Consider the following 26009-nt stretch of genomic DNA (forward strand, 5'->3'; position numbering starts at 1 on the left):
CATGTCCGGGATGGCGGCTAGGCGTTGCGCCGGCCCCGCAGTGCACGGCGCACGAAGTGCACGATCAGCCAGATCACCAGGACGAAGAGGACCAGAAGGACCACGAACACGACGATCAGGAAGATGCCCAGCTTCTTGAAGAAGCCGCGCTTCTTCTTCGTCTTGCCCTTCGACTTCCACGTGGACTTCTTGTCCTTGAAGACGGTCTTGAGGTGCGGCGTCGAGTGGTGCGAGCCGTGCGACGAGTGGAACGAGTGGAACGCCCCGTGGTGCCCGTAGGCGGCGGACCGCGCGGGGGCAGCGGCGACCGCACGCATGGACTCGTTACGGACGGACCCGGCGGGCCCGGATTCGGTGCGTACGGTGGCGGCGCGGATCGTCTCCGGGGCGGTGCGGACGGCCGCCGTGGCCGGTGCGACGGCGGCGGCCAGCAGGCCGGCCAGCAGCGCCAGCACCACCGCCGTGCGCCGGCGGGCGGCGGACGGGCGCGGCGAACCGGAGCCGGACCGTACGGAGTTCACGGACGTGGGTGTGGGTGTGGGTGTGAGTGTCGGTGTGGGCATGGTGGGGTCCCCCCGGGGTTCGGACGTTGCCGCGTTCAGACGTTGCGGCGTTCGGGCGTTGTGGCGTTCGGGCGTTCAGGTGGTGTGGGGCGTGGTGGTCAGACCGGCCGAGGTCTCGACCTCCAGGAGGGAGGCGCTGTGCCGCTCCGCGTCGAACGCCGCCCGGCCGCCGCGTAGCCCGAACAGCCGCTTGGCGAGCGCGATGTAGAGCACCGCGAGGATGTTGATGACGAGCGTGGCGATCTTGAGCCAGCTGACCTTCTCGGTGAGCTCGTAGATCTCCAGCGGCAGGAAGGCGGCGGTCGCGACGACCGTCAGGTACTCCGCCCACCGCTTGGCGTACCAGAGGCCCACGCCCTCGACGATCTCGATGACGGCGTAGACCAGCAGGGCCACGGCCACCAGCACCAGGGTGGAGTGGCGGTAGCCGAAGGTCTTCTGGATGGTGCCGACGACCGGGGAGTGGTCCAGGTCGTAGTGGAAGTGCCGGGCCACCGGGCGGAGCACGGCGATGTACTCGTCGAAGAACCGGCGGACCGCGTCCTTGCGGTTACTGAACTGCCAGACGCCGACGGCGGCCAGCACGATGAAGACGCCGCGCACCGCCCGTTCGACGGCCAGGAAGCGCAGGATGAACAGGTCGCGCAGGACCTTGCCGCGCGGGACGAGGGGGGCATCGGCGGCCGGTCCCGCGCCGTGCGGCTCGCCGAGCGCGAAGTCGCCGCAGCGCAGGCAGCGCCAGGCCACGCCGAGCGCGGTGTCGGCCCGCAGGTTCTGCCGGAGGTGCTCCTCGGTGGGGAGGTAGGTGATGTGCCCGCGGCGCGCGCAGGTACGCCGGTCCCAGTCGATCTTCATCGTCGGAGCCCGTGGTCCTTTCGTCGTCCCACACGGCCGCCCGCACCGCGCCGCGGCGCGCCGCCGCGCGTCAAGCTGTCGCGTACATGATGCATGGACGCCGCTTCGTACGAGGTGAGAGACGCGGGTAGGGCGGGTGGCGGTTGCGTGGCGGCGTCGGGGCCGCCCACGACGAGGGCGAGGGGGCCGCGGCGGGCCGACCCGGGGGAAGCGGCCTCAAGGGAAGCCGCTTCCCCCGGTGCGGACCGAACCCCCGAGCCCACGCCGCCTTCGCGGGGAAGTCGCGGCGTGGGCCCCGCAGCGAGGCCCTGGCCCGGGGCCCGCGGATTCCTGCCAGATCCCTCGGGCCGCCGCTTTCATGGTGCCTGCCGGGCCCGCCCCGACGGCCCGGCAAAGGGCCCGCCCCACCGGGCCTTTGGTCCATAAAGTCCGGATCAGGGACCGGAGGGGGCAGTGGATCAGGGACCGGGCCACCCCCGTCGGAGGGGAACCGTGCGTACTCCCGGCTCCCCGGATCGAACACGTGTGGTTACACTCGCCCGACTGCATCCAGCCGCCCGCACCACCGCGGGAGCTGCAGGGACGGCCGCAGGGGACTGCCACAGGGGAGACGGGACGATGGCGCAGGCGAAGAAGATCGTGTTGTACCTCCTCATCGTCTTCGTGCTGTACACGATCATCACCTCCCCCCAGCGGGCCGCCCAGCTGGTCCAAGTAGGCTTCGAGGGCATCTCGTCCGCTGCTCAGGGCGTCGGCGAGTTCATGACCCAGCTGATCAAGTAGGGCCGCCCGCTCCGGGCCGGCCCGGTTGGTCACCCGCCGCACGGAGGCCCCTGTGATCCGCCACCTGGTCCTGTTCAAGCTCAACGACGGCGTCTCGCGGGACGAGGAACGCGTCCAGGCCGGCGCCCGGGCCTTCGCGGCACTCAAGGACGAGATCCCGGAGCTGACGTTCTGGGAGTGCGCCTGGAACATCACCGACCGCCCGATCGCCTACGACTTCGCGATCAATTCGGCGGTGGCCGACAAGGACGCCCTCAAGCGGTACATCGAGCACCCGGCCCACCAGGCGGCCGCCGCCCAGTGGCGAGAATTCGCCACCTGGGTGATCGCGGACTACGAATTCTGAGCCGCGGCGCCCGGTAGCCGTTCACCCGTTCACCCCGGAGCCCGCGCCGCACGATCCGCAGGCGACCCGCAGGCGATCCGCACGCGACCGGCCGCGATCGGCGCGCATTCCGACGCCTTCCGCGGCCGTTCACCGGAGCCCCTCGCCCTCCCCCGGGTGGGGGGCTTCCGCATGCCCGCCCCACTCCCACCCCCACCCCCTACGCCCCCTCCTTACCCTCCCTCCGCGCCCCTCCCGGCACCCCTCCCCCCACCCCTCTCACCACCCAACTCTCTCTTCAACACGGCGTTATGGGGTGCTTGCACACAGTGCACATGTCTTGTGATGCTATGACCGCTTTTGCCGGATACATGCACTACGAGTCCCTGCACTGCCGAGCACTGGAAGGGTGGCGTGACCGTGACGGCCCGTACTGCGCCCAAGGCTCCGTCCCGCGAGAGCCGGAGCGCGGACACCCGGGCGCTCACACAGGTGCTGTTCGCCGAGCTGTCCGACCTCGAACCCGGCACCCCCGAGCACACCCGCGTCCGTGCCGCCCTGATCGAGGCCAACCTGCCGCTCGTGCGCTACGCCGCGGCCCGCTTCCGCAGCCGCAACGAGCCCATGGAGGACGTCATCCAGGTCGGCACGATCGGCCTGATCAACGCGATCGACCGGTTCGACCCGGACCGCGGCGTCCAGTTCCCCACCTTCGCCATGCCGACCGTCGTCGGCGAGATCAAACGCTACTTTCGAGACAATGTCCGTACGGTCCATGTGCCGCGCCGCCTCCACGAGCTGTGGGTGCAGGTCAACGGCGCCACCGAGGACCTGACGGTGCTGCACGGCCGCTCCCCCACCACCGCGGAGATCGCCGAACGGCTGAAGATCGGCGAGGACGAGGTACTGGCCTGCCTGGAGGCGGGCCGCTCGTACCACGCCACCTCGCTGGAGGCCGCCCAGGAGGGCGACGGCCTGCCCGGCCTGCTGGACCGCCTCGGATACGAGGACCCCGAGCTCGCCGGCGTCGAGCACCGCGACCTCGTACGGCACCTCCTCGTCCAGCTCCCCGAACGCGAACAGCGGATCCTTCTGCTGCGTTACTACAGCAATCTGACGCAGTCCCAGATCTCTGCCGAACTGGGGGTGTCGCAGATGCACGTCTCCCGGCTACTGTCGCGGAGCTTCGCCCGCCTGCGATCCGCAAACAGGATCGACGCATAACCGGGACGGGCGACCCGTTCCTGCACAGATATGTCGACAAGGCGCTACAGCGTGTTGCCGACATGTGACATTCTGCAGGAACCGCGTTTGCCGTAGCGCTGCCTCCGGTATTCAGGTGGAGGCATCACTTCCCGGTCCGCCTGGGCCGGGGACGCCGCAGCGATCCGTCCGCGACCTCAAGGGGGTGGCATGTCCGTAGAACTGGGCAGCTCAAAGGTGCTTGCCGCGATTCCCGCGCCCGCACCGCACGTGCATGACGACGACGCCATCAACACCCGCACGCTCTCCCGCTCCCTGTTCCTGCGGCTGGCCTCGCTCGACAAGGACTGCGCGGAGCGCACGTACGTGCGCGACACACTCATCGAACTCAACCTGCCGCTGGTGCGCTACGCCGCGGCCCGCTTCCGCAGCCGCAACGAGCCGATGGAGGACATCGTCCAGGTCGGCACGATCGGTCTGATCAAGGCGATCGACCGTTTCGATTGCGAACGCGGGGTGGAATTCCCGACCTTCGCGATGCCGACCGTCGTCGGCGAGATCAAGCGCTTCTTCCGCGACACGTCGTGGTCGGTACGGGTCCCCCGCCGGCTCCAGGAGCTCCGGCTCGCCCTCACCAAGGCCAGCGACGAGCTCTCCCAGAAGCTCGACCGTTCCCCGACCGTCCCCGAACTCGCCCTGTGCCTGGGCGTGTCCGAGGAGGACGTGGTCGACGGCCTGGCGGTCGGCAACGCCTACACCGCCTCCTCCCTGGACTCCCCCTCCCCCGAGGACGACGGCGGCGAGGGCTCCCTCGCGGACCGCCTCGGCTACGAGGACAGCGCTCTGGAGGGCGTCGAGTACCGGGAGTCCCTCAAGCCCCTGCTGGCCAAACTCCCCGCCCGGGAACGCCAGATCATCATGTTGCGCTTCTTCGCCAACATGACCCAGTCGCAGATCGGCGAAGAGGTCGGCATCTCTCAGATGCACGTCTCCCGCCTGCTCACCCGCACCCTGGCGCAGCTGCGCGAGGGCCTGATCTCCGACTGACGAACGGTCCGCCGAGGGGCCCACGACGCTCGCCGCTCGGCGGACAGTTGAAGAATCCGGACCCGGACGAGATCCGGAACTGCGAACCTCCTGACGGGACCTGTGCCGCACCGGCCACGGGGCCCACTTTTGGCATGCCCAGGGGCCTGTGCTCAACACCTCGTGCCGGTACGCCCGTTGGCGGGATACGCCGACCACCTCGCGAACCGTCGGGCCTATCCCTACACGCACCAGGGACCATCCCCTCCATCGGAACATCCCTATACACCTGACGGGCCGTCAGCCACACTGTGCCGATGCGACGACGGACGACAACGACCCTCGCCTCCGCCTCGGCGGCCGTGCTGTGTCTGGGTGTCCTGCTCACCGGCTGCGGGGACGCGGCCGACCGGGGCCATGTCGCGGTGGGCGCGGCCGGCCCGGGTGACGGACGGGCGCCACAACACCCCGTACCGCCGCGCGACGGCATCGAGCTGACGCCGTACGACGGGAACGGGAAGGGCAGCGGGAGCGGGAGCGAGCCCGGCGGAGGCAGCGGCAGCACCCGCGGAGACGGCGGCGGCGGGAGCCCTTCCGGCCGTACGCACGCAGGAAACGGCTCGTCCCCTGCGACGCCCGGTGCCCATCGTCCCGGCGGCGGTAGCGGTGAGGGTCCCCCTGGAGGCCAGGAGACGCCCTCCCCCGGCTCACACGGAACGCCGTCCTCCACACCGCGGCCCAGCGACCCCACCCGGCCCCCGCACCACGACTCCCCCGCGCCGCCCGAGCCCGGCATCCCCGCCGGTCCGGGTGCCCCCGGGGGTCTGCTGGTCGGTCACCCCGTCCTGGCCGGCACCGACGTCCGCTGGTGCCAGAAGGTCAGCCTCGACTTCGTCAACACCGGTGGCCACGCCGTCACCACCGGAAGGGTCATGTTCGGCAGCCACGTCATCGGCCCTCTCGGCGTCGACTGGGCGACCCTCACGTCGACGCACGAGCTCCCGTTGCCGCTCGCTCCCGGCAAGCGGAAGACCGGCAGCTGGCGGGTGTGCGTGGACGCCTGGCGGGTGCCGCTGGGCATGCACCTCGACACCCGGGACATCACCTTCGGGTGGGGCGTCGGCGGCTCGTAGAGACCTCCGCGGAATTTCCGCCCGGATGGCGAGGAGTACCGGCCGGTGCCACGGTCGATACAGATAACGCACGCCACCACGGCCGACCGCGGACCGCGTACGGCGGACCGCAGACCCCGCAGGAGATCGCCATGCCTCGCATCACCCCCAACCTCTGGTTCGACACCCAGGGCAAGGAGGCCGCCGAGTTCTACTGCTCGGTGTTCCCGAACTCGAAGATCACCGACGTCACGCACTACAACGAGGCGGGTCCGCGCGAGGCCGGCACCGTTCTGACCGTCGAGTTCGAGCTCGACGGTCAGCCGTACCTCGCGATCAACGGCGGTCCGGAGTTCACCTTCACCGAAGCGATCTCGCTCCTGGTCACCTGCGCCGACCAGAAGGAGATCGACTACTACTGGGCCAAGCTCTCCGAGGGCGGCGAGGAGGGCCCCTGCGGCTGGCTGAAGGACAAGTACGGCCTGTCCTGGCAGGTCGCGCCGGGCGGTATGGCCGAGCTGCTGAACGACCCGGACCAGGAAAGGGCGGCCCGCGCCATGCGGGCCATGTTCGGCATGAAGAAGATCGACATCGCGGCGCTGGAGGCCGCGGCGGACGCGACGTGAGCGGTGTAAGCGAGGTAAGCATCGTCAGCGAGGGAAGCTGGCAAGCCATGTAGCGGACGCGTCCGGGCGTTAGCGCGCTGTTAGTTGATCAACAGCGCGGGGCGGGAGTCTGGCGTCAGCGGGCCGACGGCCGGGCCGTGACCGTACTGACGCAGCCAGCCAGGGGGACCCCGATGTCGCACCACACCATGCTCCGCCGTGGACGCAGGGCAGCCGCCGCCACCGTGATCGCCGCGGCCGCGCTGGCCCTGACCGCCTGCCAGGGCAACTCGCCCAAGCCCGACCCGGCGGGCTCCCCGAGCCCCGTGTCGTCCGCCGGGTCGAGCGGTGCGTCCGCGGCGGACCCGGGTTCGGGTGCGGAGGGCGGTGGTGGCGGCTCCGCCTCGCAGACCTCCTCCCGGCATGGCGCCTCCGCCCGCTGCACCACCGGCAGCCTGCAGGCCGGCTGGGGCTCGGACGGCGGCGTCCCCGATATGCACAGCGACGCACAGCAGAACGTCACCGTGTGGCTGAAAAACACCGGTCGGGCCGCCTGCACGATCAGCGGCTTCCCCGGCGTACGGCTCAAGGCCGACGACGGCCACTCGATCGACCTGCCGCGCTCCTCGAAGAAGCCGACGCCGGTGACGCTGAAGCCGGGCGCGTCCGCGTCGTTCCCCCTCACCTTCCTGCCGTCGGTCAACGCCGGGGACAAGAAGATCGCGCCGGGCACGGTGCTCGTCACGCCGCCGAACGCGACGCAGCACTTCCCGCTGAAGTGGCCCTACGGCGGCGCCATCCTGGACCAGTCCGGCGCCACCCACCCGGGCACCTACGTGAACCCGGTCAACGCCGGCTGAGCCCCTCGACGCCGGGGTCTGCAGCCCCCAGACAGTCGGTGAAGAGCGGTCGGTTCCGGACGTGTCCAGCTCAGAGCATGTCCGGCTCCGGGTTTGTTCAGCTCAGCGTGGCGTCGGCGTAGGCCGCCATCGCGTCCCGCTGGTACTCGGCCAGGCCGGCGGCGACCCGGTCGTAGGCCGCACGCCACGTCGCGTCGTCGACGTAGGTCTGCCCGAGCGCCTTGAACGCGGCCGCGCTCGGGGTCCACATCCGGCAGATGCCCTGGTAGTGGGCCTCGACCTCGGCCTGTACCGCCGGGTCGGTCACCGGGGTCCCGGCCTGCCGGAACTCCGCCATGCGGACCATCGCGGCGGTCGCCGCACGCTGCATCGCCGCCATGTCCGCCTCGCTGAGGGTGGCCGCGAACTGCGCGGAGCTGTCCGCCTGTTGGGGCCACTGCTCGCCGGCGGTCTCCTCGTGGTGAGTGGTGTCGAAGCCGACGAACAGGTTCTCCGGGCTGCTGATCTTTTCCATGGTGTCCGTGTCCTTGTCATCCTCCAGTTCGGCGATGGTGCGGCCGATCGTGCGGACCAGCGCATCGAGCCGGTCCCGTTCGGCCGCCAGCCTGCGCATGTGCGTGCGCAGCGCGGCCACCCGGTCGACCTGGCGCTCCAGGACGGTCGCGATGTCGCGGAGTCCCAGGCCCAGTTCGCGCAGCAGCAGGATCTGCTGCAGTCGCAGCAACTCGGCCTCGCCGTAGTGGCGGTGGCCGTTGCTGCCGGTGTACGCGGGCACGAGCAGGCCGATGTCGTCGTAGTGCCGCAGGGTCCGGGACGTCACTCCGGACATCCGGGCCACGTCCGCGATCGACCAGGCCATGTCGGTGCCCTTTCCTCGCCGGGCCGGTCTTTCCGGCCTCGGGAACGAACGTAGGAGTTGACGCAGCGGAAAGCGCAAGTCGTTCCGGGCGGTTGCCTTTCCCCTCCGGACCCGCGCTAAGGAGTACCTGCTCAAGGGGTACAGGCCCGAGATGCTCAGCCCGTCGGCTGAGCCGCCTCGGCCGCCTCGTGAGCCGGCTCGTGAGCTGCCTGGTGGGCCGGCTCGGTCTGCCCGGTGCCGAACACCCTCTCGACTAGCCTCTGCTGCGCCTTCTGGAACGCCTCGGCAGTGGCGGCGAAGTCGAGCTCGGCATCCCCCGTGGTCAGCGAGGCGGTCAGGGTCTTACTGCCGTCGGGCGTGCCGTACATCAGCGCCGCCCAGCCGAAGAGGCCGCCGTTGTGGTGGAAGATGGTGCCGCCGTCCGTCTCCTGCCTGAAGAGCCCCAGGCCGTAGTGGTGGTCGCCGCTCTTCGGGTGCGGGGTGCGCATCTCGGCCAGCAGCGAGTCCGGCAGGAGCTTGCCGCTCATCAGCGCGGAGAAGAACGTGTGGAGATCCTCGGTGGTCGAGATCATGTCACCGGCGGCGGAGATCCAGGAGACGTTGAAGCGGGTGACGTCGACCCCCTTCCACTGGCCGGCGTCCTCGTACCGGTAGTAGCCGTGAGCGTGCGGCTCGGGGATCTCCGGCGAGGTGCCCGGCACCACGGTGCCCGACAGTCCCAGCGGCCGCAGGATCAGCCGCTGCATCTCCTCGGCCAACGTGCGGCCGGTGACCTCCTCGATCAGCAGCTTGGCCAGCACGTAGTTGGTGTTGGAGTAGCTCCAGCCGGTCCCCGGCTCGAACCGCGCCGGCCTGGACAACGCCAGCCGTACGAGCTCCTCCGGCTGGTAGGTGTGGAACTGGTTGTCCACGTACTCCTGGCCCTGCCAGGGGATCCCCGGCGCGACCGTCCCGTCTTCGTAGTACTCGCCGGTGTGGTTGAACAGCCCGCTGGTGTGCTGCAGCAGCATGCGCACCGTGATCCGCCGGTCCAGCCCGAACCGGGGCAGGTAGGCATCCACCGGGGCGTCCAGCCCCATCTTGCCCTCGGCCACCAGTTGCAGCACCACGGTCGCGGTGAAGGTCTTGGTGGTGCTGCCGATCCGGAAGTGCCCGTTGGTCGGCGGCTTGGCGCTCTCGCCCAGCTTGCGCACCCCGGCGCTGCCGACCCACTCGCCCCGCTCATCGTGCACGCGCAACTGGACCCCGGCGAAACCGGAATCGACGATCTCCTCGATGGCCTTCTGCAGCTCCGGACGATCCTGCCCGGTGAGGGTGTGGGACATGGCTGTGCTCCTTGGGTTGCTTGGGTGGTGTGGGTCGCGTGGGTCGCGTGGGTTGTGTAGGTGGCGTGGGTTGCTTGGGTCGAGTCGTTGCGGTGGGGGTGTGGCCGCCCAGGGCGGCGATGAGGTGGCGCCGGCCGCCGAGGGAGGGCGTGCGCATGCTCTCGCCCGCTCACGCTCACGCCCACGCCCACGCGCTCCTTCGGAGGAAGCGGGTCAGAGGCTGCGGGCGGTGATATCGCCGTGGGAGGTGGTGGCGCGGATGTCGAGTTCGGCGGTGCCGTTGTTCTTGAGGGCGTTGCTGATGCGGCCGTAGGCGGTGCCGGCGTCCAGGGCGGCCGAGACGCCGGCGGCGGCGCCGACCGTGATGTCGCCGGACTGGGTGCGGAGCACGACGGTGCCGCCCATGGCCTCGGCGATCCGGATGTCGCCCCTCGCGGTGCTGATCTCCGAGGCCCCGCCCAGCCGGCCGACCTCGACGTCGCCGTCGACCGCGGTGAGACGGACGCTCGCGGCCTCGTCCAACGTGATCTGGCTGTACGCGCCTTCGAAAGCGACGTCGCCAAGGCGGCCGATGGTCCGGAGTTCGGCGCTGGCCGCCTTGGCCTCGACCCGGGAACCGGTGGGCAGCTTGACCGTCACCTCGATGGCTCCGGAGGGACCGAAGTACTGGTCCTTCGCCGCATTCTCGATCCGCAGGACTCCGTCGGCGTATTCGACCGTGGTCTGCTCGGCCGCCTTCACGTCGCGGCTCTTGGAGGCGTTCGCAGGCAGGACCTCGACCGCGGTGTCGGCCCGGTCCGCGGCGATGAACTGGACGCGTCCCGCGGGGATGTTCAGGACGGCGGAGATCGGGGCCGGGGTGTCGAACTTCTGCATCGTGCTCTCCCTTGTGAGTGTTGCTCGTTGTTTCCGAACGATGGAAACACTACGTTGCCTTTCCAGATTTCCGCAACGATATCTTTGCCTTGGAACAGCAAACTCGCAGGTAAATAGGCAAGAATCATTGCAACGCCCTCCCACTTAACGCAACGACAACCCGGCCGTCCGTTGCAATGCATTGAAGTTGAACGCTATGGTGGAGGCGTCAGGGAACGCCGAGCAGCACCATGGATCACCCGTGGGGCAAGAAGGGGGTCGTGATGCCGGGAGGCAGGCTCACCCAGCAGGAGCGCCAGCAGATCGCGGCGGGGCTGGCCGACGGTCTGGCCTACGCCGAGATCGCCCGCCGTCTCGACCGTCCGACCTCCACGATCACGCGTGAGGTGACCCGGAACGGCGGCCCCACCGGCTACCGCGCCGACCTGGCCCACCGCGCGACCCAGCAACGCACCCAGCGGCGCAGGCAGTCCACGCCCCAGGGAACGCAGGCGCTCCCGCAGCCCTACGGACGCGACGCCGAGGCCGTGCGCGACTACCAGGAGGCCCTCACCACCGTCTTCATGACCTCGGGCCTGCCCAAGATGATGGCCCGGGTGCTGGGTTGCCTCTACACCACCGACACCGGCAGCCTCACCGCCGCCGAACTCGCCCAGCGCCTGACGGTCAGCCCGGCGTCCATCTCCAAAGCGATCACGTTCCTGGAGGGCCTGGACCTCGTCCGCCGGGAACGCGACCAGCGCCGCCGCGAGCGCTACGTCGTCGACGACGACCTCTGGTACCAGTCGATGATCCGCAGCGCCCGGGCCAACGACCAGTTCATCGAGACCGCACGGCAGGGCGTCGGTGTCCTCGGTCACGGCACCCCGGCCGCCACGCGCCTCGAAAATGCCGCCCGCTTCCTCGACTTCGTCAGCGAAGGGCTCATCCGCGCCGCGGAACAGGGCCGCGAGGTCCTCTACAGCCGAACCGAAACCACGACCCCGGACGGCACCGCCACGCCGCACGCAGAGCGCGCATAACCGGCCGCCCCGACGGTCGTCCCGACGGCCGCCCCAACCATGACAGGAAGCCGGCCGCACTCTCGGCCCGGCAAGCTCGGAAACGTCCGCAACTCCCCATCGCGCGGTACGGACCTCAAGGAGCTGCGCAACTCCCGAGCCGGCACGGCCTCCTCGCCAATGCGCCTGCCGGCACCGGGGGTTGCCGGAAGGAGCCGCGCAACTCCCGGGCCGACATGACCTCCCCGCCAATCCCCCTGCCGACACGGGGAATACCGGCCCTGCCCGCCTCGTTGTGGCCCAGCAGGGGGCCCGTGCGACCCTTACGGGATCTGTTCGACTGTCCCCTACGGGATCCCCGGCCGGGTGTCCCCGCACTCGCCGTACGGCCTACAGGAATCCCCTACGCGTCACCGGAGGCCGCCCCGCCTCGCCGTTCACTACTCGCTCTCGGGCTGACGAGACGTCACGAAGGACCCCATCCCCGGCGTGGTGACGATGAGCCCTTCCTCCCGAAGGGCGGCGGTGACCTTACGAACGGTCACGCGCGCGACGCCGAATTCCTGCTCCATGCGCACCTCGGAAACCAGGTGCTTCGGCGGGTACGTGCCGTCCGCAATCCGCTCGCGGATCACGTCGGCGATCTGCTCCCACTTGGGACGCTTGAGCTCTCCCCGGAGCTCCTTCGAGACGAACGAACCCATTCCGGGTTCGGTATAGATCAGCCCCTCCGCCCGCAGTCCGCGATGCACCTTCTGAGCTGTCACCCCGGCAATGCCGAACTCTTCCTGAAGTTGGAGCACCGAGGGGATGCGGCCACCGGCCGGGTACGTGCCATCAGCGATGCGTTCGCGGAGCACATCGGCGACCTGATGCCATCTGGGCCGGTCCGGGGCGAATTCGATCACTTGAGCACGCTAAGCAAGCCGCTGCACAGCAAGCGAGATATTTCAGTGGTAGACACCTATAGCACCCATAGATATGCTGACTGACGGAAAGACCCCGGCGGGTGCGCCAACACCCCCGGGGCATGGCCAACGCTGCTCAAGGAGCGTCGACATGCTGAACCTTATGCGCCGAGCCGTCGCCCGGTTAAGGGGCCCGCGCCCCCTCGCCGCCCCTGGCCTCCCCCAGCCGCCGCGTCACCACCCACCTCAACGCCCGCCCCGCCGCCCCGAATCCCCCCTCGACGGCGACGCCTCCCGTCTCGTACGGCCGTACCTCCTGCTCCACGAGCGGCAGCAGGCCCGCCGCGAGCGGGCTTTTCTGCGCGACATCGACATGGCGGTTGCGTCATGAGGCGCGGCGGTATGCGGCTGCTCCCCTGGAGCGGGCCGGACGGGCAACCCTGTTTTCTGTCCGCCGACGACAGCGGCGGGTTTCTGTCACAGCTCGCCGACGAGATGGAAGAGGTGCAGGTGAGCACCGGCGAGGAAGTGTTGGCGCAGGCGACCGCACTGCTGCGAGGCCCGGGAGAGGCGTCTGCCGACGAGCTCCGGTTCTGTGTCCACAGGCTGTGTGAAGCGCTGCGGGACGCCCTGCGGATCGTCGAGAGCCGGGGCGGGCAGGCGGGTTAGCGGCGGAGGAGAGTAAGACAGCGGGGCCCGGCGGTGGTTAGCGCCGGGCCCCTCTTAGTCAGTCCTCAGGCTTGCTCGTTACGACAGCGCCAACCACGCCGCGCCCGCGACGACCAGGAGGGCGACGATGACGCCGACGATGACGCCCATGCGGGGGCCGGCCGACTGCTGGGGGGCCGCCGGGGCGCGGCGGCCGCCGGGGCCGGTCTGGGGGGTGCCGCCCTCGTCCACGAAGGCACGGAACATCTGCGTGCTGCCCGCCGGGTCGTAGTTCCCGTCGGCCTGGTTCTGCGGGTTGGTCGCCATGAGGCAGGACCCTAGCGAACCGGTGGCACGGGGGCACCCCTGGGGCGCGTGTGGGGCGACCGTGCGAGGAGGGGGACGGGCGGGCCGATGAGGAGGGTCGCCCGCGTGAGGTGTGCCACTCGTGAGCGATGTGGTCGCGTTGTGGGGATTTGGGGGGCGCATTCCGGCCACCCCCGCGGACCTGCGGCTTTGCGCGGGCCCGGTGATCGTTGACGGATCACGGACGCCGTCTTGGCGCAGCCTTTGCCTGTACATGCCACTCATTCGTTTGCCTTCAGCAACCAACTGTGCGTATGGTTGCCTCAAGCAACAAAGAAGTACGTCGAGCTGAGCGATGGATGCATGGAGGAGCCGGTGGCCGCTCACAGTCAGTACGAGGAGCTGGCCAGGCAACTCAGCGCCATCGGGGCCGTCAAGCGGGAGATGGGGCGGATCCTGCCCCAGGACTGCCCGCCGGCCTCGGCCGCCGTGCTCACCCTTCTCGACCGGCACGGCGAGATGCGGATGAGTCAGCTGGCCGAGCTGATGGCGATCGACATGTCCGTCACCAGCCGGCACGTGGCGCACGTCTGCGAGCGCGGCTGGATCGAGCGGGAGCCCGATCCGGCGGACAAGCGGTCGCGGCTGCTGCGTCTGACCCGGAGCGGCACGGAGGTGCTCCAGGAGCTCTCCGAGCGCTACACCGCCGCGCTCGCCCGGTATCTCGGCGACTGGAGCGACGACGACGTCGGTCTCCTCAACGAGCTGCTCGCCCGGCTCCGTACGAGCTTCGGCGACTGCCGGACCCGGGCGCACCACGACTTCGCCACCCGTAACGACTTCAGCACCCGTACACCCGCAGGATGAAAAGGAACCACATGGCTACGACCACACCAGCCGGTGTGCGGGGCGGCCACGCCAAGCATGGAGGCGGTCATCACCACGCCTCCGACGGAGCCCCCATGACGCACCGTCAGATCATGGAGGCGCTGTCCGGGCTGCTGCTCGGCATGTTCGTCGCCATCCTCTCGTCGACGATCGTGTCCAACGCGCTGCCGGAGATCATCCATGATCTCGACGGCGGGCAGAGCGCCTACACCTGGGTCGTGACCGCCTCGCTGCTGGCGATGACCGCGACCACGCCCCTGTGGGGCAAGCTCTCCGACCTGTTCAGCAAGAAGCTGCTGGTGCAGTTCGCGCTGGTCATCTACGTCGCGGGCTCGGTCGTCGCCGGTCTGTCGCAGAACACCGGCATGCTGATCGCCTGCCGCGTCGTGCAGGGCATAGGCGTGGGCGGTCTGTCCGCCCTGGCCCAGATCGTGATGGCCGCGATGATCTCGCCGCGGGAGCGCGGCCGGTACAGCGGCTACCTCGGCGCCACCTTCGCCGTCGCCACCGTCGGCGGCCCGCTGCTCGGCGGCGTCATCACCGACACCAGCTGGCTCGGCTGGCGCTGGTGCTTCTACGTGGGTGTGCCGTTCGCGGTGATCGCCCTGATCGTGCTGCAGAAGACCCTGAAGCTCCCCGTCGTCAAGCGCGAGGGCGTCAAGGTCGACTGGGCGGGCGCGTTCTTCATCAGCGCGGCGGTCTCGCTGCTGCTGGTGTGGGTGACGCTGGCCGGCGACAAGTACGACTGGATGTCGTGGCAGACCGCCGCGATGGTCGGCGGCGCGGTGGTGCTCGGCGCGGTCTTCGTCTTCGTCGAGACCAAGGCCAAGGAACCGATCATCCCGTTGCGGCTGTTCCGCAACAAGACGATCACCCTGGCATCGGTGGCCTCCCTGTTCGTCGGTATCGCGATGTTCACCGGCACCGTCTTCTTCAGCCAGTACTTCCAGCTGGCGCGCGGCAAGTCGCCGACGATGTCCGGCATCATGACGATCCCGATGATCGGCGGCCTGTTCATCTCCTCGACCGTCTCGGGCCAGGTCATCACCAAGACCGGCCGCTGGAAGGGCTGGCTGGTCTCCGGTGGTGTGCTGCTGACCGCCGGCCTCGGCCTGCTGAGCACGATCCGCTACGACACCGAGTACTGGCACATCGCGATCTTCATGGCGCTGATGGGTCTCGGCATCGGCATGATGATGCAGAACCTGGTGCTCGCCACGCAGAACCAGGTGGCGCCGTCGGACCTCGGTTCCGCCTCGTCCGTCGTGACCTTCTTCCGTTCCCTCGGTGGTGCGGTGGGCGTCTCGGCCCTCGGTGCGGTGCTCGCCAACCGCGTCACCCACTACGTCAAGGACGGCCTGGCCGAACTCGGCCCCAAGGCCGCCAAGGCCGCCGCCCACGGCGCCGGCAACAGCGGCGGCGGCATCCCGGACCTGGACGCCCTCCCGGCGCCGCTGCGCACCGTCATGGAGAGCGCCTACGGCCACGGTGTGGCCGATGTGTTCCTCTACGCGGCGCCCTGCGCGCTGCTCGCCTTCCTCGTCACCCTGTTCATCAAGGAGGTCGCGTTGAAGACGCGTGGCGGACTGGCCCAGAGCTCGGAGGACTCCCGGGGCGCGGAGGACTCCCAGCGTGCGGTGAACAGCGAGGCCGCCGGCGCTGCCTCTGGCGCCGGCGCAGCGGCCGGTCCGGTCGAGGAGCGGGAGCCCGCCCTCGTCGGTGCCGCACCGGTGACCTCGGACGACGGCGGCCACACCCCCTCGTGGGCGCAGCCGGCCGCGCAGCCCCTGCAGGGTTACGCCTCGGCCGGTGGCGGCGACGCCGTGCCCGCCGGGCCGTCCCTCCACGGCTTCGTCCGCAACGCGGAGGGCCACCCCGTCCCGCGCTCCGCGGTCACGCTGATCTCGCTCGGCGGCCGTCAGCTCGGCCGCGCGGTCGCCCAGGCCAACGGCTCGTACGTACTGAACGCGCCCGGCGCCGGCTCGTACGTGCTGATCGCGGCGGCCGACGGGCACCAGCCGCAGGCCTCCACGGTCGTCGTCGGCGACCAGCCGTACGGCTACGACATCCTGCTCAGCGGCACCAGCGGCCTCGGCGGCCAGGTGCGCAGCGCGGTCACCGGCGAGCCGGTGGCGGACGCCATGGTCGTCGTCACCGACGTCCGCGGCGAGGTGCTGGCCACCGGGAGGACGGGCGCCGACGGGTACTTCTCCTTCGACGAGCTGGCCCCCGGCACCTTCACGGTCGCGGTGAACGCCGCCACCTACCGGCCGGCCGCGCTGCCGGTCGAGATCGGCGGCCAGGGCACCACCCGCATCGAGGTCGAGCTGCTGTCCGGCGCGCGGGTGCAGGGCGTCGTACGGGCAGGTGGTCCGAACGGGGCCGGCCGCCCGCTGCCCGACGCCCGGGTGACGCTGGTGGACGCGGCCGGCAACGTCGTGGCCACCTCGACCACCGGTGAGGACGGCGCGTACGCCTTCACCGACCTGGACGCCGGTGACTACACGGTCATCGCGAGCGGCTACCCGCCGGTGGCCACGAGTCTCGCGGTCGACGCCCGCGGGGTCGACGGCTACGACGTCCAGCTCGCCCACCCCGGGGACTGACCCGGGGGGCCGGGGCCTGACCGTGCGTACGGCCAAGTCTGTACGGCCAGGTGCGCACGGAAGGTCCGTGCCGTAGGTCCGTGCCGTAGGTCCGTGCCGTAGGTCCGTACGGAATGGCGGCGCGGCAACCCGGGCAGCAAGACCCCGGGCCGGGACGCGCGATGAGCGGAGACGCGTCCCGGGCCGGACATCAGGACTCCGGCGGCGGTGTGGCGCACAGGCAGGGGACGGCCTGCACGCCGCCGCCGGGGTCCGACACTCCCCGAGCTCCCGGCTCAGCCGGAGCCCGGAGCCGGGGCACCACCAGCAACACAACGGGAGAGGCAATGACTTCGACGGGCGCGGGAGCTGCGGGCGTAAGGGCGCAGGTCCGCACACGGGACGGCTGGGCGGTGCAGCACGCCGTGCTGACCGTCACCGACATGACGGGCGCGCAGGTGCTGCGTGCCGCGGCGGACGAGGACGGTGCCGTCCGCAGCGAAGCGCCGCTGCCCGCCGGCCCGTACACGGTCATCGTGACGGCCGTCGGTTACGCACCGGTCGCCTCCAGCGCGATCGTGACGGCGAGCGGCCGGATGGAGGTGGGCAACGTCGTGCTGGCCCGGCAGGGCGGGGCCGAGCTGCCGCCGCCCGGCGCCTGGACCATCGACCCGATGCACTCCACGGTGGGCGCGGTCGCCCAGCACCTGGGCATCTCCAGCGTGCACGGCCGGTTCACGGAGTTCAGCGGCCGCATCGAGATCGGCGAGGACCTGGGGAGGTCGCGGGTCGACGCGGTCATCAAGGCGTCGTCGATCGACACCGGCAACGGCATGCGCGACGGACACCTGCGCAACGAGGACTTCCTCAACGTCGAGGTGTACCCGGAGATCACATACCGCAGCACCGGACTGTCACCGGCCGGCCCGGACCGCTGGACCGTGCACGGCGACCTGTCCCTGCACGGCGTCGTCCGCCCGGTGGACCTGGACCTGAGCTACCTCGGCACCGGGCCCGACCCGTGGGGCGGCGTCCGCGCGGCCTTCCGCGCCACCGCCGAACTGCGGCGCGAGGACTTCAAGATGAACTACAACCAGGTCGTGGCCGCCGGCATCGCCGCGATCGGCACCACCCTGAAGGTCGAACTGGACATCCAGGCGGTGCAGGGGGAGAACCTGCCGATGGCGTGAGGCGGGGCGTACGTGGGAACTCGTGGGGCACGTGGGATCTCGTGGGGCCGAAACGGGCCGCGTAGAGATCCTGCGCCGCGCTACTGGACGTAGCGCGAACGCCTCGCCACGTAAGGACGGTCAGAACAGATCGCGGTACTGGTTGAAGCCAGAGCCGACCTTTACCCGGGACGTGAACGGCGACGACGCCTTGCCCGTCCCCTTGTACAGCCACAGGTTGCCCTGGGGATCGCGGGCGAGGAGGTCGCTGTGGCCGTCGCCGTCGACGTCACCCGTGGCCACCAGCTTGTTGAACTGGTTCCAGCCGGCGCCGACCTTCACGCGGGACGCGAACGGCTTCCGCAGATCGCCCGTCCCCTTGTACAGCCAGAGGACGCCCTGCTTGTCGCGGGCGACGATGTCCGGCTTGCCGTCACCGGTCAGGTCGCCCTGACCGGCGATCTGGGTGAACTGGTTCCAGCCGGGGCCGACCTTGACACGCGGTGCCAGCGAGCCGTCCGCCTTGCTCTGAAAGCGCCACAGGACGCCCTGCTTGTCGCGTGCCAGCAGGTCGGAGTGCTTGGCGCCGCCCAGGGTGCCGGGGGAGAAGGCGGCGTTGTACTGACCCCAGCCGGTGGCCACCTTCTTGAGGCGCCCGTCCCGCCAAAGGTTCAGCACGCCGTTGTCCATGACGTGGTACGCACCGTCCTGGTAACCGGTCAGGTCGAGGTCGATCGACACCCCGTACCTGAAGTGCGGCCAGACATAGGCGCCCGAGCGGTCGTCGAAGCCGCCTTTCCCGTCCGCCATGTAGACGTACATCTGGCCCGACGGCAGGATCCCGGAGAGGAGGAAGAACGGCGCGGCCGGGGTGGGCTTGTGCGGCCCGGCCGCGGTGGCGCTCCGGGCGACGTTCTTCGCCGGACCGGTCGTCGCAGGAGCGTCGGCCAGAGCGGTGCCGGCGGTCGCACCGGCCAGGACGACGGCGATCGCCGAGGTAGCGAGACGCGCCAGCGCGCGTGCACGCCTGGAAGGCTGGGTCACGTAGGACTCCATGAGGTATGCGGAATCGGCGGTGCGCTCCGCGTAGGTGAGCAGAGCACCCGCACTATTGTCCGGATCTTGGTACATGTGTCCAGTGGTTTTGGGGTGTGCTGTGGAATGCTGAATTCCGCCCGGAGGGCAACGCGGAGGCAACGCGGAGGGCAACGCGGAGGGCAACGCGGAGGGCAACGCGGAGGGCAACGCGGAGGGCAACGCGGAGGGCAACGCGGAGGGCGGCATCCCCGTTGGGGATAGCCGCCCTTGGTGGTGACTCGCACCGGATCGGAAAACGGTACGGGCCCCCTGACTGAGGCCCCGCCCCGATCACCCCCTCGCCTGCTCCTCTCCCCGCGGCCCGCCCCGCATCGCCTCGATTCCCGCGATCTGCAGGTCGAGCGCGAAGGCGAAGTCCCGGTCCAGCATGGCCACGGCCGACCGGCCCGTACGGACGCGGTCGGCACGGAGGGACAGCTCCATCGTCTCGGCGAACTCCGGGCGCCCCGAGATGGCCGAGATGACCTGCTCGAAATAGTCGTCCAGGCTGATGCCCGCCGCCCGGCACCGCGCCTCGTGCGTCGCCCGGATCGTCGCGAAGCCGTAGACGAAGTGGAACAGCGACGCCAGCGCGCCGGACGTGCGCTCGACGTCCAGGCCGCTGCGTCCCATCACCCGCAGCGTGGCGTTGGAGAACGCCGTCGAGTGCGGGCCGATGTTGATGAACTCGCCCAGCAGCCGGGCCGCCCAGGGGTGGCGCAGCAGCATGTCGCGGTAGCCGATGGCGAGGACCCGGAGCTGTTCGCGCCAGTCGGCGCCCGGCTCCGACTCGTCGGGCAGGGGCAGTTCGCCGGCCACCGCGTCGACGGCCAGCTCCAGCAGATCGTCCTTGGTGTCGACGTACCAGTAGACGGACATCGCGGTGACGCCGAGCTCGGCGGCGAGCCGGCGCATCGAGAACCTCGCCAGCCCCTCGTCGTCCAGCAGCCGGACGGTCGCCCCGACGATCTTGTCGAGGTCGAGTCCGGCCGGCTGCTCCGCCTTGCGCTTGAGCGGGGGGCGCTCGGTCAGCCAGACGCTGTGCGGCCGCTTACCGGCACGGCCGTGGGTGGCGGTCATGGCGTCCGTCCTCTTCTTCTTCACGTTTTCACGTGTTGCCCGGCATTCAGGTTCGGCACGTCGGCGTGCACGGCCTTCGCATTCGGCACGTCGGCGTGCACGGCCTTCGCATTCGGCGCGTTGGCCTGCACGTTCGGCGCGGCGGCACGTTGGCCCTTGCGTCCGGCACGTCGGCGTTCCACGATCTTCTGCACCGTCGATGCTATTCCGCGGCAGCGGCGGCCGCTTCCGTTGCCGCCGATCTCGCCCCTCACCCCACCTGCGCCTTCTGCGCCTCCTGTGCCTCCTGCGCCTCTCGTGCCTCGGACGCCTCCGGTGTCCCCTGCTCATGGCCGGCGCGTTCCGCCCGGCGCAGGAGTACGGCGGCGAGCAGTCCGCCGAGGAACACCGCGGCCGCGCCGACCAGCTGGCTGGTGCCGATGCCGGAGGCGAAGGCGTCCTGGACGGCGGTGCGTCCGGCGGCGGTGTGCGTACGGGCGAGGGCCGCGGAGAGCGAGCCGGCGCCCGCGGCCGCCAGCGGGAGCAGCGCTGTGAAGCGGGAGTTGAGGACCGCGCCGAGGACGGCGACGCCGAGGCCCTGGCCGAATTCCATCAGCGTGCCGTTGACCCCGGCGCCCACTCCCGCCTTGGCCGGCGGGATGGCGGACATGATCGCGTTGGCCATCGTCGGCATGGCCAACGCGACGCCGACGCCCATCACGATGAGACCGGTGAGCATGCCGCCGTAGCTGTGTCCGCCGAGCACCGCTATGGCGGCGAGTCCGGCGGCGAGCAGCGACATACCGGTGATGATCATGCCGGGGGTGCCGAACTTCGGCATCAGACGGGCGCCCAGGCCGGTGAAGTTGATCAGGATGACGGTGACGGCGAGCGGCGCCATCCGCAATCCGGCGTCCAACGGACCGTACCCGAGCACCAGTTGGAGGTGCTGGGTGAGCAGGAACATCGAGCCGCCCATCCCGAAGGCGACCAGGATGCCGCCGGAGACCGCGCCGATGAACCGGCGGTTGCGGAAGAAGTGCATGTCCAGCATGGGGTGGGGGGTGTGCAGTTCCCATCCCGCGAAGAGGGCGAGGCCGGCGATCCCGATGGCGGCGGAGATCAGCACCTGGCCGGAGAGCCAGCCGGCGTGCGGCCCGGAGATGATCGCGAAGACCACCCCGCCCATACCGATCATGGAGAGCAGGGCGCCGAGGAGGTCCATGGGGGTCCCCTCGCCCGCGGCCGTTCGAGGGTCGGAGAGCTCGCTGCCGCGGCTCTTGGACTCGGGGACGAGGGTGACGACGGCCGCCACCGCCATGAGGGCGACGGGGAGGTTGACCAGGAACAGCGAACCCCACCAGAAGTGGTCGAGCAGCGAACCGCCGATCAGCGGGCCGGCGGCGAAGCCGAGGGAGTTGACCGAGCTCCAGATGCCGATCGCCTTGGGGCGCTCCTCGTCGTCGAAGATCTGCATCACGACCGCGAGCGTGGTGGTGACCAGCAGCGCACCGCCGACGCCCATACCGGCCCGGGCCGCGATCAGCTGGCCGGGCGACTGGGCGAGCGCGGCCCCGAGCGAGGCCAGGCCGAACAGCACCAGGCCGACGGCGAGCATCTTCTTGCGGCCGTACCGGTCGGCGGAATTGCCTGCGGTGAGCAGCAGGCCCGACTGGACCAGCGAATAGGCGTTGATCATCCACTGGACGTCGGCGGTGGTCGCGCCCAGCTCCTCGGTGAGGGAGGGGATGGCGACGTTCAGGACGGTGTTGTCGAGGACGACCGTGAGCTGGGCGACGCAGATGACGGCCAGGATCAGCCAGCGGGCGGCATGCCGGCCCGGCGGGTGGAGCGTGGTGGTTGCGGCGTCGGACGCCACGGGGGACGGCATACGGGCTCCCTGTACGGTGCGAGCGGTTGCCATACACCGTACAGGGGTACTTATACGCCGTACATTTGGTTTTCGGCCGAGTGGGGCTCTGTGGGGGCCGAGTGGGGGTGGGGGCCGAGTGGGGGCGGGGGGTCGAGTGGGGGCGGGGGGTCGAGTGGGGTCGACCGGCGTCCGTACTGGTCAGGCCCTCTTCGTCAGGTCGTAGAAGGTGGCGCTGCCGACCGTGACCTTCGTGAAGGTCTTCTCGACCCAGGAGCTGATCCGGGACGAGTGACCCTGTCCGCCGCCCGGCCCACCACGGCCACCACGTCCGCCGAAGCCGTCCCGGCCGCCCGCGATGAAGTAGTGGATCTTCCCTTCCGTGACGTACTTCTTGAACTGGGCGAGGGTCGGCGACGGGTCACTGCCGTTGAAACCGCCGAGCGCCATCACCGGCTTCTGGGAGGCCAGCTGGTAGCCGGCGGCGTTCTGCGAGCCGATGGCCGCAGCGGCCCAGGTGTAGTCGCCGGCGTTCTTCTCCAGCAGGGCCTTGGCCCGGGCACTCACCTTGCTGCCGTTGAGCAGGCCGCCCATTCCGCCGCCCCTGCCACCACGCATACCGCGTATGCCACGCACGCCGCGCACGCCATGCATACCGGGTAGGCGACCGGCGGCGGTTCCGGGGCCTCCAGGCGCTCCGGCGGCTCCGGCCTGCGCGCCGCCGCCCGGCAGCGCGCCGCCCGGCAGCCCGCCGCCGCCCGGCAGAGCGCCGTTGTTGCCGCGCCACATGCCGTGCCGGCCTCCGGGGAAGCCACCGCCCGGCCCGCCCATACCGCCGCGCACCGAGGGCCCGGCCGTGATGATCGAACCGCCCTTGGGCGTATTGATGGTGTCGAGCGTGTACGCGACCGGCCCGGCCAGCGCCGTCACCACCCCGAGCCCCGCGGCGACGACACCGAGCCGCCGGATGGCGGGGACCCGGGCCGCCGCCACCTCCTGGCCCGCCGCCTCTTGCTGGTCCGCGGTCACCTGCTGGTCCGCAGCCACCTCCTGGCCCACCGCTGCCGTCTTCCGTACGTCCAGCAGAAGCCCCACCGCAGCCAGCGTCCCGAGCGCCAGTACCGTCCAGCGCAGCCACGGCAGCCAGTCGGGCGAGCGGTTCAGCAGGACGTACGACCAGCCCGCGGTCACCGCGACCGTCAGCGCCAGCACGACCGACGCCAGCCGCCCGCCGCGCCGCCACAGCAGGGTCGCGCCCATACCGACGAGCGCCGCGATGTACGGGGCCAGTGCGATGTTGTAGTACTGGTGAAAGATCCCGGACATGAAGCTGAACGTCGTGAAGGTCATCAGCAGCGCGCCGCCCCACACCAGGAACTCGGCCCGCTGACCGGCCTGTTCAGCGGCGAGGCCGGCCGGGGAGGTCACGGTGACGACCGGGGAGGTCGCGGCACCGCCTGGAGAGCTCGCGGCACCGGCCAGAGATGTCGCAGTGACGGCCGGAGAGGTCGCAGTGACGGCCGGATCGGCCCCGGCCCGGTCGGCCCCGGGCCGTTCGACGCCACCCCGGTCGGGCGCGGCGGGCACGGCGCCGGCATCCGTACGCCGGGCCCGCCACAGCAGCCCCACCGCCACCACCAGCAGGATCAGCGCGGCCGGCAGCAGCCAGGAGATCTGCCCGCCCATGTCGGACGAGAAGAGCCGGGTGAGGCCGGTCTCGCCCCAGCCGCCGCCCCCGCCCGGGCCGCGTCCGCCTCCGCCGACACTGCCGGTCTCGTTGCCGCTGATCCGCCCGAAGCCGTTGTAGCCGAAGGTCAGCTCCAGGAAGCTGTTGGTCTGCGAGCCACCGATGTACGGCCGCGAGGACGCCGGCCAGAGCTCGACGATCGCCACCCACCAGCCGCCGGACAGCACGATCGCCAGCCCGGCGAGCAGCAGTTGACCGAACCGCTTGCGCAGGCCCACCGGCGCGCAGCAGGCGTAGACCACGGCGAGCGCCGGGAGGATCAGCCACGCCTGCAGCGTCTTGGTGAGGAACCCGGCGCCGAAGCAGAGCCCGGCCAGCACCAGCCACTTCGTCCGACCGTCCGCAAGGGCACGCAGTACGGCCGCGATCGCGCACACCATCAACAGGCACAGCAGCGCATCGGGGTTGTTGAACCGGAACATCAGCGCCGCCACCGGAGTCACCGCCAGCGCCCCGCCGGCGAGCAGCCCCGCGCCCGCCCCGAACCTCCGCCGTACGGCCGCGTACAGCACACCGACGGTCGCCACGCCCATCAGCGCCTCGGGCACCAGGATCGCCCAGGAGCTGAGGCCGAAGAGGCGTACGGAGAGTGCCATCGGCCAGAGCGCGGCCGGCGGTTTGTCGACGGTGATCGAGTTCGCGGCGTCGGACGAGCCGAAGAAGAACGCCTTCCAGCTCTCGCTGCCGGCCTGTACGGCGGCCGAGTAGAACTGGTTGGCGTAGCCGGAGGCGGACAGGCTCCAGAGATAGAGCACGGCCGTGACCAGCAACAATGCCACCAGCGCGGGCCGCTCCCAGCGCTCCCGGGGCGGGGTGCCAAGGGAGGACGGATACGGGTGTGGGTGCGGGCCCGGATTGGGGTCCGGATGCGGAGGCGGGTTCATCGGGTGCTCCTGGAAAAGTCGTGGTTCTGGTGGTCGTGCAGTTGGGCGCCCCCTCGGGCGCCCCCGCGGGCGTCCTCGCGGGCGTCCTCGCGGGCGTCCTCGGCGGCGTCCTCCGCTGGGTGCTCCACTGCGTCCTCCGCTGCGTCCCGGCGCTCGCGGTCCGGGAACACCCAGGCGCGGAAGAGCAGGAACCGCAGCACCGTCGCCGCCAGGTTGGCGGCCACCAGCACCGCCAGTTCGGTGCCGTGCGAGGACGGCCCGCTGGCCGCGTCCAACGCGGCCAGGGACCCGCTGGTCAGGACCAGGCCGATGGCGAAGACCACCAGACCCTGGGCCTGATGGCGGACGGCCCGGTCCCGCCCGCGCACCCCGAAGGTGAGCCGCCGGTTGGCTGCCGTATTGGCCATCGCGGACAACAACAGTGCGGCGGCATTGGCCGGTTGGGCGCCGGTACCGAGCCGGCAGAGGGAGTAGAGCCCGAGGTACAGCAGGGTGCTGAGCCCGCCGACGACACAGAAGCCGACGAGCTGACGGGCCAGCCCGCCCGGCACCCCGGGCAGCTCCCGGTCGCGCGGATCGTCCCCGAACGGCCGGGCCAGCCGGTCCAGCGGCAGCGCCCCGGTCGCCAGCGCCCGTCCCACCCGCCAGACGCCCTTCAGGTCGTCGGCGGCCGTGCGTACGAGGTGCACGGTGCTGTTCGGGTCGTCGACCCAGTCCACCGGCACCTCGTGGATCCGCAGCCCGGCCCGCTCCGCGAGCACCAGCATCTCGGTGTCGAAGAACCACCCGGTGTCCTCGACCATCGGAAGCAGCCGCTCCGCGACATCGCCCCGTATGGCCTTGAACCCGCACTGCGCGTCGGAGAAGCGAGCGGCGAGCGAACCCCGCAGGATGAGGTTGTACGTTCGCGAGATGAACTCCCGCTTCGGTCCGCGAACGACCCGCGCGCTCCGGCTGAGCCGCGAACCGATCGCCAGATCCGAGTGTCCGGAGATCAGCGGGGCCACCAACGGCAACAGGGCATTGAGGTCCGTCGACAGATCGACGTCCATATAGGCCAGCACCGGCGCCTCGGAGAGCGACCACACGGTGCGCAGCGCCCGTCCGCGCCCCTTCTGTTCCAGCCGTACGGCCGTGACCTCGTCGATCGCGTCATCGAGCCGTGCGGCGACCTCGGGCGTACGGTCGGTGCTCGCGTTGTCCGCGATGGTGATCCGGAAGCCGTACGGGAAGGTCCGCGCGAGGTGCTCGTGCAGCCGCCGGACGCAGCGCTCCAGATCCGCCTCCTCGTTGTAGACGGGGATGACCACATCCAGCACGGTCGCGGTCCGGTCGAGGCACAGATGCTCGCGAGGTGGCAGGGAGCCCCATGGTGTGTCGGGCGGCTGTGTCGTCGTCATGCCCCCGACCCTCGCCAACCGCCCTGTCACGGCCGTGTGGTGAGCCTGTGGCCTTGCTGTGAGTGGCTGGGTGGT

At 70.6% G+C, this 26009-nt stretch carries 25 protein-coding genes; 12 read left to right on the top strand and 13 right to left on the bottom strand.

What is annotated here, in order from left to right:
- Positions 1 to 17: 17 nt before the first annotated feature.
- Entirely contained in the window at positions 18 to 521 is a 504-nt protein-coding gene (locus tag ACZ7MX_RS11745; protein ID WP_472131403.1) for a hypothetical protein, read from the bottom strand.
- Between the two features lie 117 nt (positions 522 to 638).
- Positions 639 to 1418 carry a DUF2127 domain-containing protein gene (locus tag ACZ7MX_RS11750; protein WP_472131404.1) on the bottom strand — a complete coding sequence of 260 codons (780 nt, stop codon included), beginning with the start codon at positions 1416 to 1418 and terminating at the stop codon, positions 639 to 641.
- A gap of 618 nt (positions 1419 to 2036) precedes the next feature.
- On the opposite strand from ACZ7MX_RS11750, the gene ACZ7MX_RS11755 reads away from it, so the two are divergent.
- The 7 genes from ACZ7MX_RS11755 (at position 2037) to ACZ7MX_RS11785 (ending at position 7332) form a co-directional block, all read left to right on the top strand.
- Positions 2037 to 2201: a hypothetical protein gene (locus ACZ7MX_RS11755; RefSeq protein ID WP_199812579.1), complete on the top strand. Its 165-nt coding sequence runs from the start codon at positions 2037 to 2039 to the stop codon at positions 2199 to 2201.
- A gap of 52 nt (positions 2202 to 2253) precedes the next feature.
- Complete coding sequence (locus ACZ7MX_RS11760; protein ID WP_472131405.1) at positions 2254 to 2547, top strand: Dabb family protein; 294 nt, start codon at positions 2254 to 2256, stop codon at positions 2545 to 2547.
- Positions 2548 to 2940: 393 nt separating this feature from the next.
- Positions 2941 to 3750, top strand: coding sequence for an RNA polymerase sigma factor SigF (locus tag ACZ7MX_RS11765; protein ID WP_030415862.1), 810 nt, complete (start codon positions 2941 to 2943; stop codon positions 3748 to 3750).
- Positions 3751 to 3939: 189 nt separating this feature from the next.
- Positions 3940 to 4776, top strand: coding sequence for an RNA polymerase sigma factor SigF (locus tag ACZ7MX_RS11770; protein ID WP_030415863.1), 837 nt, complete (start codon positions 3940 to 3942; stop codon positions 4774 to 4776).
- Between the two features lie 296 nt (positions 4777 to 5072).
- A complete protein-coding gene (locus tag ACZ7MX_RS11775; RefSeq protein ID WP_472131406.1) occupies positions 5073 to 5888 on the top strand; it encodes a hypothetical protein in 816 nt (271 codons plus the stop codon).
- A gap of 131 nt (positions 5889 to 6019) precedes the next feature.
- The gene (locus ACZ7MX_RS11780; protein ID WP_472131407.1) at positions 6020 to 6493 is read left to right on the top strand and encodes a VOC family protein; all 474 of its coding nucleotides are present in this window, start codon (positions 6020 to 6022) and stop codon (positions 6491 to 6493) included.
- 173 nt (positions 6494 to 6666) lie between these two features.
- Positions 6667 to 7332 (top strand): DUF4232 domain-containing protein, encoded by a 666-nt coding sequence (locus ACZ7MX_RS11785; RefSeq protein WP_472131408.1) that lies wholly within the window; start codon positions 6667 to 6669, stop codon positions 7330 to 7332.
- A 97-nt stretch (positions 7333 to 7429) separates the two neighbouring features.
- Here ACZ7MX_RS11785 and ACZ7MX_RS11790 read toward each other — a convergent pair whose 3' ends face one another.
- The 3 genes from ACZ7MX_RS11790 to ACZ7MX_RS11800 form a co-directional block, all read right to left on the bottom strand.
- Positions 7430 to 8191 (bottom strand): MerR family transcriptional regulator, encoded by a 762-nt coding sequence (locus ACZ7MX_RS11790; protein WP_472131409.1) that lies wholly within the window; start codon positions 8189 to 8191, stop codon positions 7430 to 7432.
- Positions 8192 to 8346: 155 nt separating this feature from the next.
- Positions 8347 to 9516 (bottom strand): serine hydrolase domain-containing protein, encoded by a 1170-nt coding sequence (locus ACZ7MX_RS11795; RefSeq protein ID WP_472131410.1) that lies wholly within the window; start codon positions 9514 to 9516, stop codon positions 8347 to 8349.
- A gap of 213 nt (positions 9517 to 9729) precedes the next feature.
- Entirely contained in the window at positions 9730 to 10392 is a 663-nt protein-coding gene (locus tag ACZ7MX_RS11800; protein WP_472131411.1) for a DUF4097 family beta strand repeat-containing protein, read from the bottom strand.
- A gap of 263 nt (positions 10393 to 10655) precedes the next feature.
- On the opposite strand from ACZ7MX_RS11800, the gene ACZ7MX_RS11805 reads away from it, so the two are divergent.
- Positions 10656 to 11414, top strand: a complete 759-nt coding sequence (locus ACZ7MX_RS11805; protein ID WP_472131412.1) for a GbsR/MarR family transcriptional regulator — start codon at positions 10656 to 10658, stop codon at positions 11412 to 11414.
- Positions 11415 to 11833: 419 nt separating this feature from the next.
- On the opposite strand, the gene ACZ7MX_RS11810 is transcribed toward ACZ7MX_RS11805, so the two are convergent.
- Positions 11834 to 12301: a GntR family transcriptional regulator gene (locus tag ACZ7MX_RS11810; protein WP_472131413.1), complete on the bottom strand. Its 468-nt coding sequence runs from the start codon at positions 12299 to 12301 to the stop codon at positions 11834 to 11836.
- 402 nt (positions 12302 to 12703) lie between these two features.
- Between ACZ7MX_RS11810 and ACZ7MX_RS11815 the strand changes: the two genes are divergently transcribed.
- The gene (locus tag ACZ7MX_RS11815) at positions 12704 to 12970 is read left to right on the top strand and encodes a hypothetical protein (protein WP_472131414.1); all 267 of its coding nucleotides are present in this window, start codon (positions 12704 to 12706) and stop codon (positions 12968 to 12970) included.
- Positions 12971 to 13048: 78 nt separating this feature from the next.
- On the opposite strand, the gene ACZ7MX_RS11820 is transcribed toward ACZ7MX_RS11815, so the two are convergent.
- A complete protein-coding gene (locus ACZ7MX_RS11820; RefSeq protein WP_472131415.1) occupies positions 13049 to 13276 on the bottom strand; it encodes a hypothetical protein in 228 nt (75 codons plus the stop codon).
- A 354-nt stretch (positions 13277 to 13630) separates the two neighbouring features.
- Between ACZ7MX_RS11820 and ACZ7MX_RS11825 the strand changes: the two genes are divergently transcribed.
- From ACZ7MX_RS11825 to ACZ7MX_RS11835, 3 genes are all read left to right on the top strand, one after another.
- Positions 13631 to 14122, top strand: a complete 492-nt coding sequence (locus tag ACZ7MX_RS11825; RefSeq protein ID WP_472131416.1) for a MarR family winged helix-turn-helix transcriptional regulator — start codon at positions 13631 to 13633, stop codon at positions 14120 to 14122.
- Positions 14123 to 14217: 95 nt separating this feature from the next.
- On the top strand, positions 14218 to 16749 hold the full coding sequence (locus tag ACZ7MX_RS11830) for an MFS transporter (protein ID WP_472131417.1): 2532 nt from the start codon (positions 14218 to 14220) through the stop codon (positions 16747 to 16749).
- Positions 16750 to 17075: 326 nt separating this feature from the next.
- A complete protein-coding gene (locus ACZ7MX_RS11835) occupies positions 17076 to 17918 on the top strand; it encodes a YceI family protein (RefSeq protein ID WP_472131418.1) in 843 nt (280 codons plus the stop codon).
- Positions 17919 to 18038: 120 nt separating this feature from the next.
- Here ACZ7MX_RS11835 and ACZ7MX_RS11840 read toward each other — a convergent pair whose 3' ends face one another.
- The 6 genes from ACZ7MX_RS11840 to ACZ7MX_RS11865 all read right to left on the bottom strand — a co-directional run bounded on the left by ACZ7MX_RS11840 (position 18039) and on the right by ACZ7MX_RS11865 (position 25934).
- Positions 18039 to 18941: an FG-GAP repeat domain-containing protein gene (locus ACZ7MX_RS11840; protein WP_472131419.1), complete on the bottom strand. Its 903-nt coding sequence runs from the start codon at positions 18939 to 18941 to the stop codon at positions 18039 to 18041.
- A gap of 324 nt (positions 18942 to 19265) precedes the next feature.
- Positions 19266 to 20054, bottom strand: coding sequence for a TetR/AcrR family transcriptional regulator (locus ACZ7MX_RS11845; protein ID WP_472131420.1), 789 nt, complete (start codon positions 20052 to 20054; stop codon positions 19266 to 19268).
- A gap of 20 nt (positions 20055 to 20074) precedes the next feature.
- Positions 20075 to 20248: a hypothetical protein gene (locus ACZ7MX_RS11850; RefSeq protein ID WP_472131421.1), complete on the bottom strand. Its 174-nt coding sequence runs from the start codon at positions 20246 to 20248 to the stop codon at positions 20075 to 20077.
- A gap of 56 nt (positions 20249 to 20304) precedes the next feature.
- Positions 20305 to 21924, bottom strand: a complete 1620-nt coding sequence (locus ACZ7MX_RS11855; protein ID WP_472131422.1) for an MFS transporter — start codon at positions 21922 to 21924, stop codon at positions 20305 to 20307.
- 180 nt (positions 21925 to 22104) lie between these two features.
- Entirely contained in the window at positions 22105 to 24534 is a 2430-nt protein-coding gene (locus tag ACZ7MX_RS11860) for an ArnT family glycosyltransferase (protein ID WP_472131423.1), read from the bottom strand.
- On the bottom strand, positions 24531 to 25934 hold the full coding sequence (locus ACZ7MX_RS11865) for a bifunctional glycosyltransferase family 2/GtrA family protein (RefSeq protein WP_472131424.1): 1404 nt from the start codon (positions 25932 to 25934) through the stop codon (positions 24531 to 24533). Before ACZ7MX_RS11865 ends, ACZ7MX_RS11860 begins: the two co-directional genes overlap by 4 nt.
- Positions 25935 to 26009 lie beyond the last annotated feature (75 nt).

Source organism: Streptomyces sp. NPDC107765 (assembly GCF_055657085.1).

Excerpts from the sequence above, each read along its gene's own strand:
- ACZ7MX_RS11750 (WP_472131404.1), bottom strand. The coding sequence starts at position 1,418 with ATGAAGATCGACTGGGACCGGCGTACCTGCGCGCGCCGCGGGCACATC.
- ACZ7MX_RS11755 (WP_199812579.1), top strand. The coding sequence starts at position 2,037 with ATGGCGCAGGCGAAGAAGATCGTGTTGTACCTCCTCATCGTCTTCGTG.
- ACZ7MX_RS11770 (WP_030415863.1), top strand. The coding sequence starts at position 3,940 with ATGTCCGTAGAACTGGGCAGCTCAAAGGTGCTTGCCGCGATTCCCGCG.
- ACZ7MX_RS11775 (WP_472131406.1), top strand. The coding sequence starts at position 5,073 with ATGCGACGACGGACGACAACGACCCTCGCCTCCGCCTCGGCGGCCGTG.
- ACZ7MX_RS11780 (WP_472131407.1), top strand. The coding sequence starts at position 6,020 with ATGCCTCGCATCACCCCCAACCTCTGGTTCGACACCCAGGGCAAGGAG.
- ACZ7MX_RS11785 (WP_472131408.1), top strand. The coding sequence starts at position 6,667 with ATGTCGCACCACACCATGCTCCGCCGTGGACGCAGGGCAGCCGCCGCC.
- ACZ7MX_RS11790 (WP_472131409.1), bottom strand. The coding sequence starts at position 8,191 with ATGGCCTGGTCGATCGCGGACGTGGCCCGGATGTCCGGAGTGACGTCC.
- ACZ7MX_RS11795 (WP_472131410.1), bottom strand. The coding sequence starts at position 9,516 with ATGTCCCACACCCTCACCGGGCAGGATCGTCCGGAGCTGCAGAAGGCC.
- ACZ7MX_RS11800 (WP_472131411.1), bottom strand. The coding sequence starts at position 10,392 with ATGCAGAAGTTCGACACCCCGGCCCCGATCTCCGCCGTCCTGAACATC.
- ACZ7MX_RS11805 (WP_472131412.1), top strand. The coding sequence starts at position 10,656 with ATGCCGGGAGGCAGGCTCACCCAGCAGGAGCGCCAGCAGATCGCGGCG.
- ACZ7MX_RS11815 (WP_472131414.1), top strand. The coding sequence starts at position 12,704 with ATGCGGCTGCTCCCCTGGAGCGGGCCGGACGGGCAACCCTGTTTTCTG.
- ACZ7MX_RS11820 (WP_472131415.1), bottom strand. The coding sequence starts at position 13,276 with ATGGCGACCAACCCGCAGAACCAGGCCGACGGGAACTACGACCCGGCG.
- ACZ7MX_RS11830 (WP_472131417.1), top strand. The coding sequence starts at position 14,218 with ATGACGCACCGTCAGATCATGGAGGCGCTGTCCGGGCTGCTGCTCGGC.
- ACZ7MX_RS11835 (WP_472131418.1), top strand. The coding sequence starts at position 17,076 with ATGACTTCGACGGGCGCGGGAGCTGCGGGCGTAAGGGCGCAGGTCCGC.
- ACZ7MX_RS11845 (WP_472131420.1), bottom strand. The coding sequence starts at position 20,054 with ATGACCGCCACCCACGGCCGTGCCGGTAAGCGGCCGCACAGCGTCTGG.
- ACZ7MX_RS11855 (WP_472131422.1), bottom strand. The coding sequence starts at position 21,924 with ATGCCGTCCCCCGTGGCGTCCGACGCCGCAACCACCACGCTCCACCCG.
- ACZ7MX_RS11860 (WP_472131423.1), bottom strand. The coding sequence starts at position 24,534 with ATGAACCCGCCTCCGCATCCGGACCCCAATCCGGGCCCGCACCCACAC.
- ACZ7MX_RS11865 (WP_472131424.1), bottom strand. The coding sequence starts at position 25,934 with ATGACGACGACACAGCCGCCCGACACACCATGGGGCTCCCTGCCACCT.